A 16,461-nucleotide genomic window follows, 5' to 3' on the forward strand; every position below is an offset into this window, starting at 1 on the left:
GTCATCACCTCACACCTAAAGCGCATCAGCTCCATCCAATCCTGATTCAATCCCAGCAGATTCGAGTGCTGCCTCAGTCAGGCCCCAAAGCAGAAACTCGTGTAAAAACTGTTGTCCCAGAAGGTGTCTGTCCTGCTCGCAAAGCAAAACTGCTAGCGGCGCCCTCCAAACGCACTTGTTTGCCTTCGAGCCGCAAGCGCAAAGCTTTGCAAAGAGGCTGGGGTTCACTTTCTGCATCAACCCATCCAAGAGGATCAGCGCTTCCCTCTGCAGAAGCTAGAGAAGCAGACATCGTTGACAGCGCAATTATTCGAGCAGTATCAAAGCCAGCAGCGGCCAACAAATCGGGCGCCTGCCCCCAATGCTGCTCAAACGATTCAGAAAATTTCTGCCAACCAGGCCCCCGTGAGGATTGCTTCAACAAGAGCTGCTCCCAGGCTTCTGGACCGATATCACTCGCCAAATCCGATGATGCAAGCCATACCCAGGCTGGATGCTGTGGTCCCCGCCCAAGCGATCCATCCATCTGCGCCTTTTTCAAAGCCTGCGCAAGAGGACCTGATGGGCGAGACGCCAAGACAAGAGCATCAGGTCCTAGCCAGGCCAGGTCCTGCTGCAAACGCTTAAGTCGTTCGCCATCGTCAGGACTCACGCTCTGCACCAACTCGGGCTCGTAGCTCTCCACCCTCCCCCCAAGGATTTCAAAGGCTTCAATAAAAGATTTCGCTGCAGCAACACCAAGCTCAGATGGATCTCGCACCACCATGACGCGGCGCCAACCCTGCTCCATCACTCGCTGGGCCATGGCCCGATGATCATCGCGAACAGGTGCCACCAAGAACCACAGGCGTGAACGTGCATCCAGCTCACCAAGACTTCGTAACGAAGCGCCCCGCTGATAAGGCAGCACCACACTAAGATTGCGCTTAGACGCCAGAGCAGAAAAAGCACGAAGATCCGCAGCAGGAGGCGCCACGACCAACTTCAACCGCGGGTTACCTGATAAAGCCACAGCAGGATCATCATCCAGATTGAGAAGACGCAACTTCACAGACGCCAGCAAAAGACCGCAACCTCTTACCTTCTCCTCTCCCAACTGGAAGCCCTTTAGGAAGATCTCATTGGCACCTTCTAGAGCAGAGCCCTTTGGCAACAGAACCACCACAGATGGAGACAGCAACCCACTTGCCGAAACCGCCTGACAGCCAAGGAGGCTGGCAAAAATCATCAACCAGCTCCGCCAGGGAGCCTTAAAGAACCTTTGCCTCCAAGACCCACTTGCAATGGAATCTGCAGGCAAAGACGAACCACTTGAAGGGGCCGCTTGGGAGGGGGCCATGATCCTGAAGACCCAACGTAATCAGAGTAGGGAGGATGGATCAGACAACTCTGGCTTTTTCACAAGATCTTTCTAGAGAAACAATTTGATCCTGCAGGCCACTCCTATCTCAAGTCTGAGGCGAATCGCACGTTAAACGACCTAAACCAGCAGCCGCTAGCCCTGCACTGAGATCTACATCGCTGCCGATGGAGGTCACCCGCGCCAAAAGCACCCCTTCGCTAGAACCTTCTGGGCGCAGATTGACCCGCCGGCGCCTGGGTAGCTCTGACTTCAACCAAGCCATCGCCTCCAACTCATCAGATGGATCCACCTGCAAACAAGCAAGACGAACCGTATAGGTTCGGTTGTGGTCACCAACCAGCAGCAACGAGGAGCTACTCACACGCAGCACTTCCGCCGCAATGACAGGCAACGGTGCGATGAACAAAACAAGCAGAATGCTTAGAAGAACAAACTGCAGTCGTTGCATCACAGAGAAACCCCAGAAAGTTCAGGGTGGTTAGATAAACCCACCATTTGAGCGTTGCTCTTGCCAGGAGGAACCATCGGATAGCAATTTTCATCACGTCGCACATGCACGTCGATGAGCATCGGACCTGGAGTCGCAAGGGCCTGCTTCAAACTTGACCTGAGATCCTTTCGCTCAGTGATTAACACCCCGCCAACCCTAAAGGCGTTCGCCAATGCCACGAAATCAGGCATGCCCGGAAGCATGTCAGTGGCTGAATAACGATCTTCGTAGAAGCTTTGCTGCCACTGACGAACCATCCCTTGCCAGTGGTTGTTCACAATCACAATCTTGGCTGGGATGTTGTACTCAATCAGTGTTCCCAACTCCTGAATATTCATCAGGATGCTGGAATCACCAGCGATACAAACAACCTGTTCATCTGGCAAAGCAATTTGAACACCAATAGCAGCTGGCATCCCGAAACCCATCGTTCCCAATCCCGCGCTACTGATCCACTGACGAGGCCCATTCCGTAAATATTGAGCCGCCCACATCTGATGCTGGCCCACATCAGTTGTTATGTAGGCCTCAGGAGCCAAGTCCCTTATCGCCAAGAGCACCTCCTGAGGATAAATTGGCCCCACCTCAGGCGGAGTCATCAAGGGGTAAAGGTTCTTCCAACTCTCAATACGAGTTAGCCACGCTGAAGTCCTCAACTCAACAGACTTTTGCTTACTCAAGTCCAATAGCTTCACCAAGCTGACACCAACATCACCCAATACCGCAACATCAGGACGTCGGTTCTTAGCTACTTCTGCTGGATCAATTTCAAAATGAATCACTCTTGCGCGGGGCGCAAAAGTATCAAGCTTACCCGTAACACGGTCATCGAAACGTGCACCAACAGCGATCAACAAATCACATTCAGTAACTGCAAAGTTTGCATAGGCAGTGCCATGCATTCCCAACATCCCCAGAGCCAAAGGATGTCGCTCATCAAACGCCCCCTTACCCATCAATGTGGTGGTGACAGGTATCTGGTGACGTTCTGCAAAACCCTTAAGACTCTCGTGAGCCCCGGCAGAAATAACTCCTCCGCCAACGTAAAGGAGAGGCCTCTTAGCATCATCAATTAAATCGAGAGCCGCCTCAATTGAGGAAAGTTCTGGAGCCGGGAATCGGTGAAATCCTGCAGGCACGACCGATCCAGGCTCAACTGGCTGATAGTCGAATTCCTCCTGGCCCACATCCTTAGGGATATCAATCAACACCGGACCAGGTCTCCCAGAAGCTGCAATAAAAAATGCTTGAGCAACAACCGAAGCCAAATCACCCGGATCGCGAACAACCCAGGAGTGTTTCACGATAGGCAGCGTGATCCCGAAAATATCAGTTTCCTGAAAAGCATCTGTACCAATGCATGGTCGAGGGACCTGTCCTGTAATCACCACCATTGGAACAGAATCCATCTGAGCCGTGGCGATACCAGTAACCAGATTGGTTGCGCCTGGCCCAGAGGTTCCAAAGCAAACTCCAACACGACCTGTAGCCCTTGCATAGCCATCAGCCGCATGAGCGCCCCCCTGCTCATGGCGAACAAGGATGTGCTTCAACCATCCCTGCTGCTCAGCCTTATAAACGGCGTCGTAAATCGGAAGGATTGCACCACCTGGATAACCAAAGATGATCTCCACACCGTTGCGGCGAAGAGCATCCATCAGGGCATCGGCGCCCGTCATACGCTTTTGCACTTGTTGTGATGAACCACCGAGAGCCGTGGTTGAAGAAGTCAAGGTCACGGCAGTGGCAAAGCATGGTCTGCTCCTAAAGATTAAGGGCCTGCCGTACAGATTGCCTATTGGTTCTTCACCATCCCCAGCAAAATCAATCCTTCAGTGAGCCTGCTGCCTGAGGGCGAATGCCCCAATACAAATGGACTCCGTTGAGAACAGTCATCCCACATACGAACCAACAAGAAGAGTGATACGACCCTTAACGAGCCAACACTCAGAGCAGACCGATCGCGTGCAAAGGGCCATGGCCACTGATCAGCTCCAACAAAAAAGCCGCAAACCCAAGCATGGCTATGCGTCCATTCCATGCTTCAGAACTGGTATTCAAGCCCCATTGCCATCTCTCCTGGGGATAGAACTTCACTCGACCGGCCAGCTTGGCAGCCTCATCGAGATTGATCTCTGGCCCCTCAAGACTGGATCCAACCAGATCGGCCAGACCCTCAATGAATGTGGGGTAAGTATCAAGAGCAGGCACCCGCCTGAAATGAACAATCCCTGCTTCGGTCGCCAGCTCGCGGTATTCGATATCAAGCTCGGCGAGAGTTTCGATGTGTTCGCTCACAAAGCTGATCGGCACAACCACTAAATCGCGTGTACCAGCTTCACCAAGCTGCTCAATAACTTGATCGGTATAGGGCTGAATCCATTCTTCTGGCCCCACTCGGCTTTGATAGGCAAGGGAATGAGGATTGCCATAGCCAAGAAGGTTTTCCAGCTCAGCCATGATCAAAGTTGTACAAGCCTCAATCTCCTTCTGGTATGGATCACCTGCTTGTTCGACATAGCTCTTGGGCACTCCATGAGCACTAAAAAACACTTGAGCTTCTTCAGGCACATCACTCAGCCGAACCTGCTCAGCGATCAACTCCGCCATGGCACGAACATATCCAGGGTGGTCGTACCAGCTGCGGATACAACGTATTGGCAGCTTGCGGAAAGATTCATCCGTCTGTCGCAAGCGCTGCAACTCTCGAAAACTCGAGCCACTGGTACTAATCGAAAAATGAGGGTAGAGGGGAAGCACCACCACCTGATCAATCCCGTCAGCTTTGATATCTGCGACAGCGGATTCTGTGAAGGGATGCCAATAACGCATCGCCACATAGCTCGTGGCATCGATACCGCGTTGCCGAAGCAAGCTCTGCAACTCCCGAGCCTGTTGTTCAGTGATCCGCCGCAGAGGTGAACCGCCCCCGATTGAGCGGTAAGCCTGCTCGGATTTACTGCTGCGCAGCGTGCTGATCAACCAGGCCAAAGGCCTCTGAAGAGCGGGGTTAGGCAGCCGAATGATCTCCGGATCGGCAAAAATATTAAAGAGAAAAGGCCCTACATCCTGGATACGTTCAGGCCCCCCTAGGTTCATCAAGAGGACACCGACCCGGGCCATAGAGAAGAGAGTTCTTTAGAGGGACTTGAGGGTAGCTGCCATCAACGCCAAGGTGGCACCATCCCTACAAGGCCATGGAGCTGAGCAACGAGCTAATCAACATCAACCGTGCCCTGGCTGACAGCGGCATCAACCTGAGAATTGAACAGCGAGGCCAGTGGCTCAATTTACGCGGCGCACTGCCCTGCCGGAATGGAACTGGATTGATCAAAACTCAACGAATCAGTTTGCAGCTTTTGGCAGAACAAAAAGGATTGAAAGAGGCTGAGCGAATTGTGCAACTTGTGCACTACCAACTGCAACGCAAACAATTCGACTGGTCCCAGTGGACGACCAAATCAACACGGAAACAACCTGAACAGATAGCGACAGGGCTTAGAGAAGCTTTGGTCAGCTTTGAAGAAGCATTCTTTACTGATCCATATCGCCGACGGTCACCGGCCGGTAGCCGCAGCACATGGACGTCCGCTTACCTTCCTTACTTACGACGACTCAAAGCCCTAGCTGTTAACAAGCAGAGCTGTTTTGATTCAGACCTTTTAAAAGACACTCTGGCCAGTTATGCAGATGGCAGCCGAAGCCGACAGCAATGCGCCACGGCCCTAGCTGCATTGGCACGCCACCTGGAAATGGCACTGCCGGAAGATTGGCGCGCAGAAGCGGATGGATATGGCCTGCATCAGGCGCGCTTTCGTCAACTACCCAGCGACAAGCAGATCATCGAGGCGGTGGAGCGCATCCCCAACCCAGGATGGCGACTTGCCTATGGACTGATGGCCACTTACGGCCTGCGCAATCACGAGGTGTTCTTCTGCGACCTTGCTGCTTTAGCGAAGGGGGAAGATCAGGTGCTGCGGGTCCTACCAAACACAAAAACCGGCGAGCATCAGGTTTGGCCGTTTCATCCAGACTGGGTCGAGCATTTTGAACTTGAACAACTAGCAAACAATGCCCAGGCCCTGCCGCCGGTGAATGTCGATCTGCGTCACACCACACTCCAACAGGTGGGGAGAAGAGTGTCGGAACAATTCCGACGCTATCAACTGCCCCTCACCCCCTACAACCTGCGGCATGCCTGGGCGGTACGCACAATCCACATCGGCCTTCCAGACACAGTTGCAGCAAGAATGATGGGCCATTCAGTGGCTATTCATACCCGCACCTATCACCACTGGATCACCCGACGTGACCAACAACAAGCGGTAGATGCAGCCCTAGCTCGACAGCTCAGCCCATGACCTCACCACTAAGAACCTTTGCCTACGAGCATCGCTGGTTTTATGACCTAGTGACAACCATTTCGGCCTTCAGCGTAGGGGGTGTAAAGCGGTTGAGGTCCTTAGGGCTGACTGCTCTTCAAGACAAGATTTCTAAAGGAGCACCAGTTTTGGATCTTTGCTGTGGGTCTGGCGAAACAGCAGCACCATGGATCGAGGCTGGTTTCGCTGTAACAGGTTTAGATCTTTCACCAAAGGCACTGGCACTCGCAGCTGAACGAACCCCCCAACTGCAATGCATCGAGGGCATGGCAGAAAAGCCACCGCTGAACAGCAGCCAATTTGCGGCCATCCAAATCAGCCTGGCCTTGCACGAATTCAGCTCAGAAGAACGACAACAAGTGCTCAAAGCCTGCATGCGCCTATTGCAACCGGGGGGTTGGCTAGTGCTGATAGACCTCCATCCAGCAGACCCCTGCCTCAAACTGCCCCAACAGTTGTTTTGTGCCCTGTTCGAAACTGAAACCGCTCTCAAAATGCTGCAAGCAGACTTGCCCAAGCAACTTCGGGAGATGGGTTACAGCACTATTGAGCAAGAACTATTAGCAGGCCGAGCACTACAACGAATCACAGCCCGCCTTCCATAAGCAGCCCAACTCAAAGCATGCTCAAGACCTTGCCAACACTTTGATGACCAACCCGCCAGCTCCGCATTCGCCCTCTTCAACCGAACTCGATCACAGCGCAGAAGTTCTCGGCATAGGCGGGCATTTAGCCCCCGAAACCGACCAACAGAGCTACCGCAAACGCATGCAGCGCCGACAAGACATTCAGCGCCAACGTGTAGGAGAACGAGACAAAGAGAAAGGCCTAATCCTTGTGTTCACAGGACATGGCAAAGGCAAAACCACAGCAGCGCTAGGGCTAGCCTTACGCACCCTTGGCCATGGCGAGCATGTTGCAGTCGTGCAATTCATTAAAGGGAGTTGGCAGCCAGGCGAAGCAAAAGCGTTAAAAGTTTTTGGTGACGCTTTGAGCTGGCATGCGTTTGGAGAGGGCTTCACCTGGACAACCCAAGACCGGGAAAGAGATCAGCAATTGGTATCAAAAGCCTGGCAACAGGCTCTGATTTACCTCCACAGCAACACCCACAAACTTGTAGTGCTTGATGAGGTCAATGTGGCAATGAAACTGGGATATCTCAAGGTAGAAGAAGTACTAGGGGGGATCACGGAAAGGCCACCCCTAACCCACGTAGCACTCACTGGCCGAGGCGCACCAAAGGAGCTCATTGAACGTGCAGATCTGGTCACAGAAATGACCTTGGTGCACCACCCCTTCAAGGAGCAAGGCGTCAAAGCACAAGCAGGCATTGAGTTTTGAGGCAATCAATCATCTCACCTCTAAATGCACATTCAATAGCTGATCTGTAGCAACAAAAACCGACAGACCGTTCACCAGCAAAGCTCTGTGCACAATGAGCTCGCTCCAACAAGAAGGATCCTGTCTGATGCCTTCAAGCGCTCAACAGCTCAGACCTGCCATCACATCGCTGCGACAAAGCACGTTCTCTCGCATCGATCAGGAATGATGACTTCATCCAAGCGAATCTGAGAATCGACAACCCTTCAGACCATCCAGCTCAAGGACGATTCGGAGAAGGCTTGCTACTCTCTTCGGGATCTGGACGATGAATGGCCTACGCGCGAGTCCTTCTAAAACTCAGCGGCGAAGCGCTGATGGGCGATCAGAGTTATGGCATCGATCCAGCAATTGTTCAATCCATCGCAGAGGATGTAGCCAAAGTGGTGGCCAAGGGCACCCAATTGGCGATCGTGGTGGGCGGTGGCAACATTTTTCGAGGCCTAAAGGGTTCTGCCGCGGGCATGGATCGGGCCACGGCCGACTACGTCGGCATGTTGGCCACAGTGATGAATGCCATCACATTGCAGGACGGCTTAGAGCGAGCGGGGGTACCAACCCGAGTACAAACTGCAATCGAAATGCAAGAGGTGGCGGAGCCTTACATCCGTCGGAGAGCCATTCGTCATCTAGAGAAAGGCCGAGTGGTTGTGTTTGGTGGAGGCTGCGGTAATCCATTCTTCACAACTGACACCACGGCCTCACTTCGGGCTGCGGAAATCAACGCTGATGTGGTGTTCAAAGCCACGAAGGTGGATGGGGTTTATGACCGTGATCCAAAACGCTTCCCTGATGCAAAACGCTACGACTCACTCACCTTCCAGCAAGTGCTAAGCGGCGAGCTGGCGGTGATGGACAGCACTGCCATTGCCCTATGCAAAGACAACAATATCCCGATCATTGTATTTGACCTCTTTGAACCTGGCAACATCGGCAAAGCAGTGGCTGGCGAAGCAATCGGCTCCCGTATCAGCAATGCAACCTAAACAGGCCATCCCAACTCATCCCTTCACCCAGCCTTCGCCTCTCTGAAGCCATGTCGAACCAGGAACTCAAAGACAACATGCACAAATCAGTGGAGGCCACACAGCGCAACTTCTCCACCATCCGTACTGGACGCGCCAACCCGTCACTACTTGATCGAATCAACGTTGAGTATTACGGCACAGAAACGCCCCTGAAATCTCTAGCAACAATATCCACCCCTGATTCACAGACGATTGCCATACAGCCCTTTGACAATGGATCAATGGGCCTGATTGAAAAAGCCATTGCCACTAGTGATTTGGGCTTGACACCCAACAATGACGGCAAGATCATTCGCATCAATGTGCCGCCGCTAACTGAAGAGCGCCGCAAAGAGTTCTGCAAACTGGCAGCAAGATATGCAGAAGAAGGCAAAGTAGCCCTGCGCAACATCCGTCGCGATGCAATTGATAAAGTGAAAAAGCTAGAAAAAGATGCTGAGCTCTCTAAAGATCAGAGCCATGATGAACAGGATGGGATACAAAAACTCACCGACACATTCATCACTGAAATCGAAAAATACCTCGCCGAAAAAGAAGCCGACATTCTCAAGGTTTGAGCACACCCGATGTGCTGGTCATCGGAGCAGGCGCCGCTGGGTCTGCGGCAGCTTTCCATCTGGCTGCAGCCGGCCAACGCGTCACAGTGCTCGAACAGAATGCACACCAAACGATCAAACCCTGTGGCGGAGGCATGGCAGCTGCGGTGCAGGAGTGGTTTCCATTTGATTTGCAATCGGTCGTTGATGAAGTCATTGAAAGGGTTGAGTTCAGCTGGCAGCTCAGTGATCCCGTCGTGGCCGACCTGCAAGATTCCGCCCCGTTTTGGATTGTGCGGCGAGAAAAGCTTGATGCCCTCCTAACAAGCCAGGCGATTGATGCAGGCGCCGAACTGCTACGGCCCTTTACGGTCAAAAGCTTGCAAAGACAAAAAGAACGATGGCAAGTCACAGCCGATGACGGCAGACAACTTGAATCAAGAGCGGTCGTACTGGCGAATGGCTCCCAGTCAGCTTGGCCTGAAGCCTTGGGATTGGGACCAAAAACCCTGCATCACGCGAGCACCATGTCTGTACGCCTGGAGGGTCGAGGCAACCTCAAAACTGGTTCAGCCCGATTTGAATTTGGGCTGGTTCATCATGGTTTTGCCTGGGCTTTCCCCTTGGCAGGAGGCGTGAATATAGGCGTAGGTACGTTCATCGGCCGCAATGCCGCCGATAGTGATGCCGTCTTGGAACAACTTCTACCGAACCTGGGATTTGACCCGCAAGCAGGCAAACGACAAGAAGCATCTTTACGGGTATGGAACGGCCATCAAGCACTTCATGGCGATGGTGTCGTCGCCGTGGGAGATGCGGCATCACTATGCGATCCGTTCCTGGCAGAAGGTCTGCGCCCAGCGTTGATGAGTGGATGTGAAGCAGCCCGCTGCCTGAATCATTGGTTGAACGGTGATACCAACAACCTGGCTGATTACAGCCAAACCATGCGACAACGGTGGGGAGACTCCATGGCCTGGGGCAAGAGGATTGCTCAGGTGTTTTATCGATTCCCCAAGGTGGGATATCAGCTTGGGATCAAAAGGCCAACAGCTCCACAACGGATTGCTCAGATCCTTTCTGGAGAGATGGGATATGGCGACATTGCCCAGCGTGTGATCAAACGGTTGCTATTGCAACGTTAATTACATAAAGAAATAAAGATTAGCCGAACGAAGTTCGATAACTAGTGTTCAAGCATTTCTAATTTAGAATAAATTTCAGCGTGAGCAGTGGAGTGCTCTCAAGTGATTACGAAGAACGCAAAATTACAGGCCAAAAGCAACGTCAATCACTTCTTCACCAAACCAATTGTTACCAAGGGAGAATCTCCCCATTGGCATGCCAAAAAGTGCCTGAGTTTTCCAAATTGAGATTGTCAATACGGGCCAACAAGCCATCAACCGATTCTTCTGGAGTAATGCCTTGATCAGTGAATCCTGTCATGCGGGTACGCACAAGCCCTGGATGAAGAAGCGCCACGGCAATGCCTTGAGATTTAAGGTCGATAGCTAATGACTTTCCTGCCATACACAAAGCCACCTTCGACATCCTGTAGCCATAAGAACCGCCGGAACTGTTGTCATCGATCGAGCCCATGCGGCTAGTCATCAAAATGACTTTTGCGCCAGGAAGTAGATGATCCATAAGAGCATGTGTGACACGTAATGGCCCAATGGCGTTGACCTCGAACTGACGACGAAGGCTCTCGGGATCAAAATCTTTCAAAGTCGTGCTTTCCAAAATGCCGGCATTGTGGATCAGCACATCGATCGGCAAGCTGCGAAGCCGTTGCTTCAAGCGCGCAATCGATCCATCTGAAGTGATCTCGACTCCGGCCTCAATACGCACGCCTAAGCCTTCCAATTGCTGCGAAGGCTTACGGCATGCAGCCACAACCACGTCACCACGAGCATGAAGCTGACGACAATATTCATAGCCAATGCCGCGATTCGTTCCTGTGATCAGATAGGTCGCCAAGAGCAGAGAAAGCAGAAGCCTATTTAGAAAATAACTTTATAGCGAGAGAGTATCTTTGCACGCATGCCAGTTGGATTGGCAGGATTGCCAACCCTGATCTCACTCATGCTCTGATCAAACGATACCGATCTTGGGATTCAGAGCATTAGTCCTTTCTAGATGGCAGAAAAAAACTCTCCAGCTTCAATTCAGGCAAAGCAGAGTATTTTTCAACATTATAAGGAATGATGATAAATGCTCATCACCTTATTAACTTACTAAGCAAGACTTCAAGCTGTTGTTAGTGCCAAAGCAGCACCCAGCCCGGAACGAACATCTTCCTGAAGAAGTCGGCCATCATGGTCATGATCTAAGGCATCAAATACCGCATCACTACCGAGCCATTCTTCTCTAGTAATACAACCATCACCATCGAGATCATTGAGCATGAAAATCTCCTGAACAACATGGCAGAAGGCCGCTCCTCCCTCCAAAACAGCTAATCGATGCGCCAACTGAGCCTCAAGAGTTTCAATCGCCTTGCTAAAGCCGCGAATCCCTTCATCCAACTTCTCAAAAGCCATGCGATCAGCCCTCATCATTGACTCAAAACTCTCCTTATCGACATGGATCTGAGACTCTGCAGCAACAGGATTGACCGCATCCAACTTACGCATCAGCGGAGCCTCTGTACTACCCAGCTGATCCAAAAGCTTTGGTGAGATGGTCAACAAATCACATCCAGCCAATTCAATAATTTCGTCAAGATTGCGGAAACTCGCACCCATGATCTCAGTCTTATAATCATAGGTTTTGAAATAATTAAAGATCTTGGTCACCGAGATCACACCAGGATCTTCTGGACCTGCATAAGAATCCCGACCAGTAGACGCTTTGTACCAATCAAGGATTCGCCCAACAAAAGGAGAGATCAAAGTGACTCCTGCTTCTGCACAAGCGACAGCCTGAGAAAAGCCAAATAGCAAAGTTAAGTTGCAATGAATTCCATCCTTCTCCAAAACCTCAGCCGCTTTTATACCCTCCCAAGTAGAAGCTATCTTGATCAAAACGCGATCATTAGTAATGCCAGCGTCGTTATATAGGCCAATGAGTTTGTGAGCCTTAGCGATTGTGGCTTCAGTATTGAAACTGAGGCGAGCATCCACTTCAGTGGAAACACGGCCAGGAACAATCTTGAGAATTTCCTTTCCAAAGATTACACAAATCTCATCGAGAGCCTCATGGACCACCTCCTCCACAGCTGCAGAGTTGCCCAATAACTGACGGGAGGAGTGAAGAGCCTCATCGATCAAACTCTGATAAGCAGGAATCTGAGCCGCCGCAAGGATCAATGAAGGGTTGGTCGTGGCATCCCTGGGGGTGAACTTTCTAATCGCGTCCAAATCACCGGTATCCGCCACGACCACGGTCATGGTGGAAAGCTGCTCAAGGAGTGTGGCCATGAAGCAGAACGTCTCGCAAGATCTTTAAGCTAGCGGCGTTTCTTTTGCTGACAGCCCAGGTTCAGAACTCACCATCGAAGATTTGCCAAGACTTAGCCTTTGGCCGGCTGAGAATGGGTCTGCTCAGTGCTAGGTGGGATTTTTTCAAGCACCAGCAAAGCATCAATGATCTGCTTCGCCACAGGCACCGCCACCGTGGACCCATAAGCATTGCCTCCCTGGGGTTCATCCACCACAACGACCACCACATAGCGAGGATTGTCAACCGGCAGATGGGCAACAAAACTGCAAATCTTTGCTCCTGGCAAATAAACCCCATTCAGTGCTTTCTGAGCAGTGCCGGTCTTGCCACCAATGCGATAACCAGGTGTTTTCGCCCCTTCCCCACTCCCTGTCTCTACAACCGATTCCATCCAGTCCCGCACAATCCTGGTGACATCTGGGCGCAGTAGTTGATGTCCAGTTGTTGCGGCGGCGCGTGGAGCCAACGCTTCTCCCGCCCGCAATCCCCTGGTGATGTGGGGACTCACCAGTCGGCCACCATTGGCAATCAAGGCATGCAACTGAGCCAGCTTCAGTGGCGTGAGCGACAGTCCCTGTCCAAATGCCGCCGTGGCCGGCTCAATTGGCTGAGCCACGAATTGCTCCTTCGTCTTTAACTGACCTGCAATAGCCCCCGGCAGATCGGTATCGGGCTTGACATCAAGTCCTAGCCGTCGCAACCAATCCCAGTACAGCGAGGGTTTGAGCTGACGCATGATCTTCACCATGCCGACGTTGCTAGAAACCTGCAGCACCTTGGCGTAGTCGATCACCCCATGGCTCTTACGATCATGGTTGGAGATTGGCCATCCACCGATCTTCAGTGATCCGTTGTCATTCACCATTCCCCCCGGATCAATCACACCTTCCTGAAGAGCAAGGGCAAGGTTGATCGGCTTGAAGGTAGAACCAGGTTCATAAAGGTCCTGAACGGACCACTCGCGAAAGAGAGAGGGCGAATATTTCCAATACTTGTTTGGGTCATATGTGGGTGTGGACGCCAGCGCCAGCAACTCTCCATTGGTGACATCAATCACGATGGCCACTCCCTTCTTTGCCTTCCACTCTTTGACCTGGGCCACAAGTGCCTGCCCCGCCAGCTCCTGCAAACGAGCATCCAAAGTGAGCTGCAGGCTTAGATGATCGCCATAAAACACTCCCGGAGCCAGGTCGTCAGGAAGGGGGGTGCCATCCGCTCCTCGGCGCATGCTGCGAACCTGTTCATGACGCAACAAATCCTCGTGGCGACTTTGCTCCAATCCCGCCTGTGGGACGCGATCCAAATTAAGAAAACCCACCACGTTGGCAAACAGAGAGCCCTGCGGATAGAGCCGCTGTGGATAAGCCTCAAGATCTAAACCACTGATACCAAGGTTGCGGATTTCATTGACGATGTCCTGATCCAATCCTTCAGCAAGCTTCACACCAGAAGGACGGTCGCCAAATCGCTGCACCAATTCGGCAACAGGAATCGCCAACACCCCGGAGAGCTTGCGAGCAACATCCAGTGGCTTACGAATCAAACCGGGATCATCCCCGGGGAAATTAAAATAACGAGGATGAGCCCAAAGCCGAAAGCGTTCCTCATCGAGAGCCACCAGCCGTCCATTGCGGTCCACAATTGAACGCCGTGTTCCAATCGGTTGGGTTCGCTGGGTCTGCAAAGCCCTTGCACGGGCTTCAAGTTCCGGTGCTTGCAGAACCTGCAGCCAAGCCATCCGGCCCACAAGTCCAATCAGCCCAACGCAGAGGATGGAAAACACCCATCGCATCCGATGAGCAGGAACTGATTCCAACGCAATCACGTCCTGGGCACGCCTCCTGGAGCTTCGTGAGCGACGAGCCTTTGAGGCAGGCATCAGTAGCCGTGATTAATGGGTTGGCCCATCAATTGGCTAAGCAGTTGCGACTCTCCAGAAACAACACCACCAGACGGATTCGCAGCGCGATCGAGGTAAAGAAGGTTGGCAACCTTTGTGGGAACCATCGACTGAGGCAACCTGGTTTCAACCAACAAGTGACGCTCAATCATCGCGGTTGACTCCGTAAGACGATGAGCCAATGAGCGAGTGGTCTCCAGCCTGTTGAAAGCAATCGTCCAACGATGCTGCCAATGCAGCGTGAGAGCGGACATCAATGCCGCAGCAACCAAAGCACCGATCAATGCACCATCAGCAGCCCGATGCAGTCCTGCCAGGACTGGCGACTGGCGAGCCACCTTCCTTGAAGACAAGGATCCCTGGATCAGCTCAAGTGTGCGGACAGAACGTGCCCGAGAAACAGCACGGTTAGCCGTTACCGAACGCTGTTGAAGTGCGGCAACCACCTAATAATCCACTCTAATAAATCAGTGAACCACCCTCAATAAGCCTCCGCAAGGCTAAGTCGCTGACAATCAAGGCTGATTGAAGAGTTCAGTTATCCGCCAAGCAGCAAAAGATTGATGAAAGTAACCCCATTCCAGAGGGCATGCATCAGCACGCAAGGCAAAAGACGACCTGAACTAAGCCTTAATAGACCGAGTCCCAAGCCCAACACAAACAGCGGTGGTAATTCACCAACACTCAGGTGAGCCACACCAAACACCAACGCGCTAGTTACCACACCCCATAGCGGACCAAAAGATTTCGCCAATACAGGCAGAAGCGCACCACGAAAAACCAACTCCTCAAAGAGAGGCGCCAGAATCACAGCGGTGGTGGCTAGCAACATCAAGGCCAATGGATCCTTGCTGCGCAGTACCAGTTCCAATAAGGGGTTACTTCCCCCTTGATCCCCCAACAGCAATCCCATCAGCCATCCAGTCAAGAGAACCAACGGCATCACCATCAACCAGCCTCGACCTGCCTTCAGCAACGCTGAACCCCAAGGCTGCAGACGCCACTGCAACCATCCATCAACGGGCCGATCAGTTGCCTGCAGACTTCGCAGCTGCTGACGCAGAATCAACAATGGCGGTAGTGCCAAAGCGCCGTAGCCAATCACCACTGTCAACGCTTTGCTCAAGGGGCTGTCCATCCCCCTCGTCATCAAGGCACTCAGCGGAGCCACGAAAGCGGGAGCAATCACCTCACCCAAGACCACAAATCCACAGGCAATCAGGAGCACCATGTCCGTTAAGGAAAGTGGTAAGGCCTGAAGCAGTGGCCAGGGAGCAACAGACTTGCGCAACAACATCCAAAGATGACGCAACAAAAGCGCAGTACCGGCAAGTAGAGCCGCCGCCGGTAACACCACGCTCAAGACCAGCCGCAAAGCCATGCTCGATGCGACACGGGGATTCACGCAGTCATCGCGATCCCCGCCAAGAGCAAAGCAACCAACCTGCTGAAGCAAAGGGTCCCCGCTTAATGAGCCAAGCGCCTCACGATCAGCAAGTGACAAGCCCCCTTCTTGCTTACTAGCCAGTAGCGCCTGCTCTAGAGGGATCAGTAACGGTGACTGCACTGAAGCAGCCAGGAGCTCACGACGTTCTGCCCCTGAAGATTGGAGTCCGGCGAGCAACAGCCTCTGGCGGTCATTCATCTGACTGAGAGGGATCTCACCGAGAGCTTCTTGCAAAGCCAATGTTGGATCCTCACCCACCAGCAGAGGCCTAATGGCTGCAGGGACGGCCTGATCAGCAAGCAAAGCCATCTCCTGTTGCTGCATGGAGATGGTTGGGGTCACTGACGGCCTGCTGAAGCTGTCTTGCAACCCCACAAACCAAATCAAAACCGCAAACATCAGTGATACGAAAGCCAGTCCGACTTTCCAAAGCGGCTCACGGGTGTATCGCCTGATCAGGCTGAACAGGGGATCAAAGCTCAACGACCAGG

The 16,461-nt window shown here is 52.6% G+C and carries 15 protein-coding genes; 6 read left to right on the plus strand and 9 right to left on the minus strand.

Annotated elements, in window-relative coordinates; all coding sequences use genetic code 11:
* Window positions 1–73: 73 nt before the first annotated feature.
* The 4 genes from SIB80_RS10360 to hemH form a co-directional block, all read right to left on the minus strand.
* Complete coding sequence (locus tag SIB80_RS10360; protein ID WP_074160146.1) at window positions 74–1,339, minus strand: ABC transporter substrate-binding protein; 1,266 nt, start codon at window positions 1,337–1,339, stop codon at window positions 74–76.
* Window positions 1,340–1,448: 109 nt separating this feature from the next.
* On the minus strand, window positions 1,449–1,811 hold the full coding sequence (locus SIB80_RS10365) for a hypothetical protein (RefSeq protein ID WP_063419814.1): 363 nt from the start codon (window positions 1,809–1,811) through the stop codon (window positions 1,449–1,451).
* Window positions 1,811–3,592 carry a biosynthetic-type acetolactate synthase large subunit gene (gene ilvB, locus SIB80_RS10370; protein ID WP_063419813.1) on the minus strand — a complete coding sequence of 594 codons (1,782 nt, stop codon included), beginning with the start codon at window positions 3,590–3,592 and terminating at the stop codon, window positions 1,811–1,813. The genes SIB80_RS10365 and ilvB overlap by 1 nt, the downstream gene beginning before the upstream one ends.
* A 208-nt stretch (window positions 3,593–3,800) precedes the next feature.
* Window positions 3,801–4,976, minus strand: coding sequence for a ferrochelatase (gene hemH / locus SIB80_RS10375; protein ID WP_011130609.1), 1,176 nt, complete (start codon window positions 4,974–4,976; stop codon window positions 3,801–3,803).
* Window positions 4,977–5,050: 74 nt separating this feature from the next.
* Here hemH and SIB80_RS10380 point away from each other — a divergent pair, with 74 nt between their 5' ends.
* The 6 genes from SIB80_RS10380 to SIB80_RS10405 all read left to right on the plus strand — a co-directional run bounded on the left by SIB80_RS10380 (window position 5,051) and on the right by SIB80_RS10405 (window position 10,324).
* Complete coding sequence (locus SIB80_RS10380; protein WP_063419812.1) at window positions 5,051–6,214, plus strand: site-specific integrase; 1,164 nt, start codon at window positions 5,051–5,053, stop codon at window positions 6,212–6,214.
* Window positions 6,211–6,840 (plus strand): class I SAM-dependent methyltransferase, encoded by a 630-nt coding sequence (locus tag SIB80_RS10385; protein WP_063419811.1) that lies wholly within the window; start codon window positions 6,211–6,213, stop codon window positions 6,838–6,840. Before SIB80_RS10380 ends, SIB80_RS10385 begins: the two co-directional genes overlap by 4 nt.
* Before the next feature lie 43 nt (window positions 6,841–6,883).
* Entirely contained in the window at window positions 6,884–7,576 is a 693-nt protein-coding gene (gene cobO / locus SIB80_RS10390) for a cob(I)yrinic acid a,c-diamide adenosyltransferase (protein ID WP_011130612.1), read from the plus strand.
* Between the two features lie 311 nt (window positions 7,577–7,887).
* Window positions 7,888–8,601: a UMP kinase gene (gene pyrH / locus SIB80_RS10395; RefSeq protein WP_063419810.1), complete on the plus strand. Its 714-nt coding sequence runs from the start codon at window positions 7,888–7,890 to the stop codon at window positions 8,599–8,601.
* Between the two features lie 50 nt (window positions 8,602–8,651).
* Window positions 8,652–9,200, plus strand: a complete 549-nt coding sequence (gene frr / locus SIB80_RS10400; RefSeq protein WP_063419809.1) for a ribosome recycling factor — start codon at window positions 8,652–8,654, stop codon at window positions 9,198–9,200.
* On the plus strand, window positions 9,197–10,324 hold the full coding sequence (locus tag SIB80_RS10405) for an NAD(P)/FAD-dependent oxidoreductase (RefSeq protein WP_063419808.1): 1,128 nt from the start codon (window positions 9,197–9,199) through the stop codon (window positions 10,322–10,324). The genes frr and SIB80_RS10405 overlap by 4 nt, the downstream gene beginning before the upstream one ends.
* A gap of 169 nt (window positions 10,325–10,493) precedes the next feature.
* On the opposite strand, the gene SIB80_RS10410 is transcribed toward SIB80_RS10405, so the two are convergent.
* From SIB80_RS10410 to SIB80_RS10430, 5 genes are all read right to left on the minus strand, one after another.
* Window positions 10,494–11,159, minus strand: coding sequence for an SDR family oxidoreductase (locus SIB80_RS10410; RefSeq protein WP_011130616.1), 666 nt, complete (start codon window positions 11,157–11,159; stop codon window positions 10,494–10,496).
* A gap of 269 nt (window positions 11,160–11,428) precedes the next feature.
* Entirely contained in the window at window positions 11,429–12,601 is a 1,173-nt protein-coding gene (locus SIB80_RS10415) for a transaldolase (RefSeq protein WP_063415569.1), read from the minus strand.
* Window positions 12,602–12,693: 92 nt separating this feature from the next.
* The gene (locus SIB80_RS10420) at window positions 12,694–14,502 is read right to left on the minus strand and encodes a peptidoglycan D,D-transpeptidase FtsI family protein (protein ID WP_063419807.1); all 1,809 of its coding nucleotides are present in this window, start codon (window positions 14,500–14,502) and stop codon (window positions 12,694–12,696) included.
* Window positions 14,502–14,969: a hypothetical protein gene (locus tag SIB80_RS10425; RefSeq protein WP_063419806.1), complete on the minus strand. Its 468-nt coding sequence runs from the start codon at window positions 14,967–14,969 to the stop codon at window positions 14,502–14,504. Before SIB80_RS10425 ends, SIB80_RS10420 begins: the two co-directional genes overlap by 1 nt.
* Window positions 14,970–15,061: 92 nt before the next feature.
* The gene (locus SIB80_RS10430; protein WP_328585573.1) at window positions 15,062–16,453 is read right to left on the minus strand and encodes a CPBP family intramembrane glutamic endopeptidase; all 1,392 of its coding nucleotides are present in this window, start codon (window positions 16,451–16,453) and stop codon (window positions 15,062–15,064) included.
* Window positions 16,454–16,461: the final 8 nt, after the last annotated feature.

The organism is Prochlorococcus sp. MIT 1327, assembly GCF_047304785.1.
Classification (GTDB): domain Bacteria; phylum Cyanobacteriota; class Cyanobacteriia; order PCC-6307; family Cyanobiaceae; genus Prochlorococcus; species Prochlorococcus marinus_D.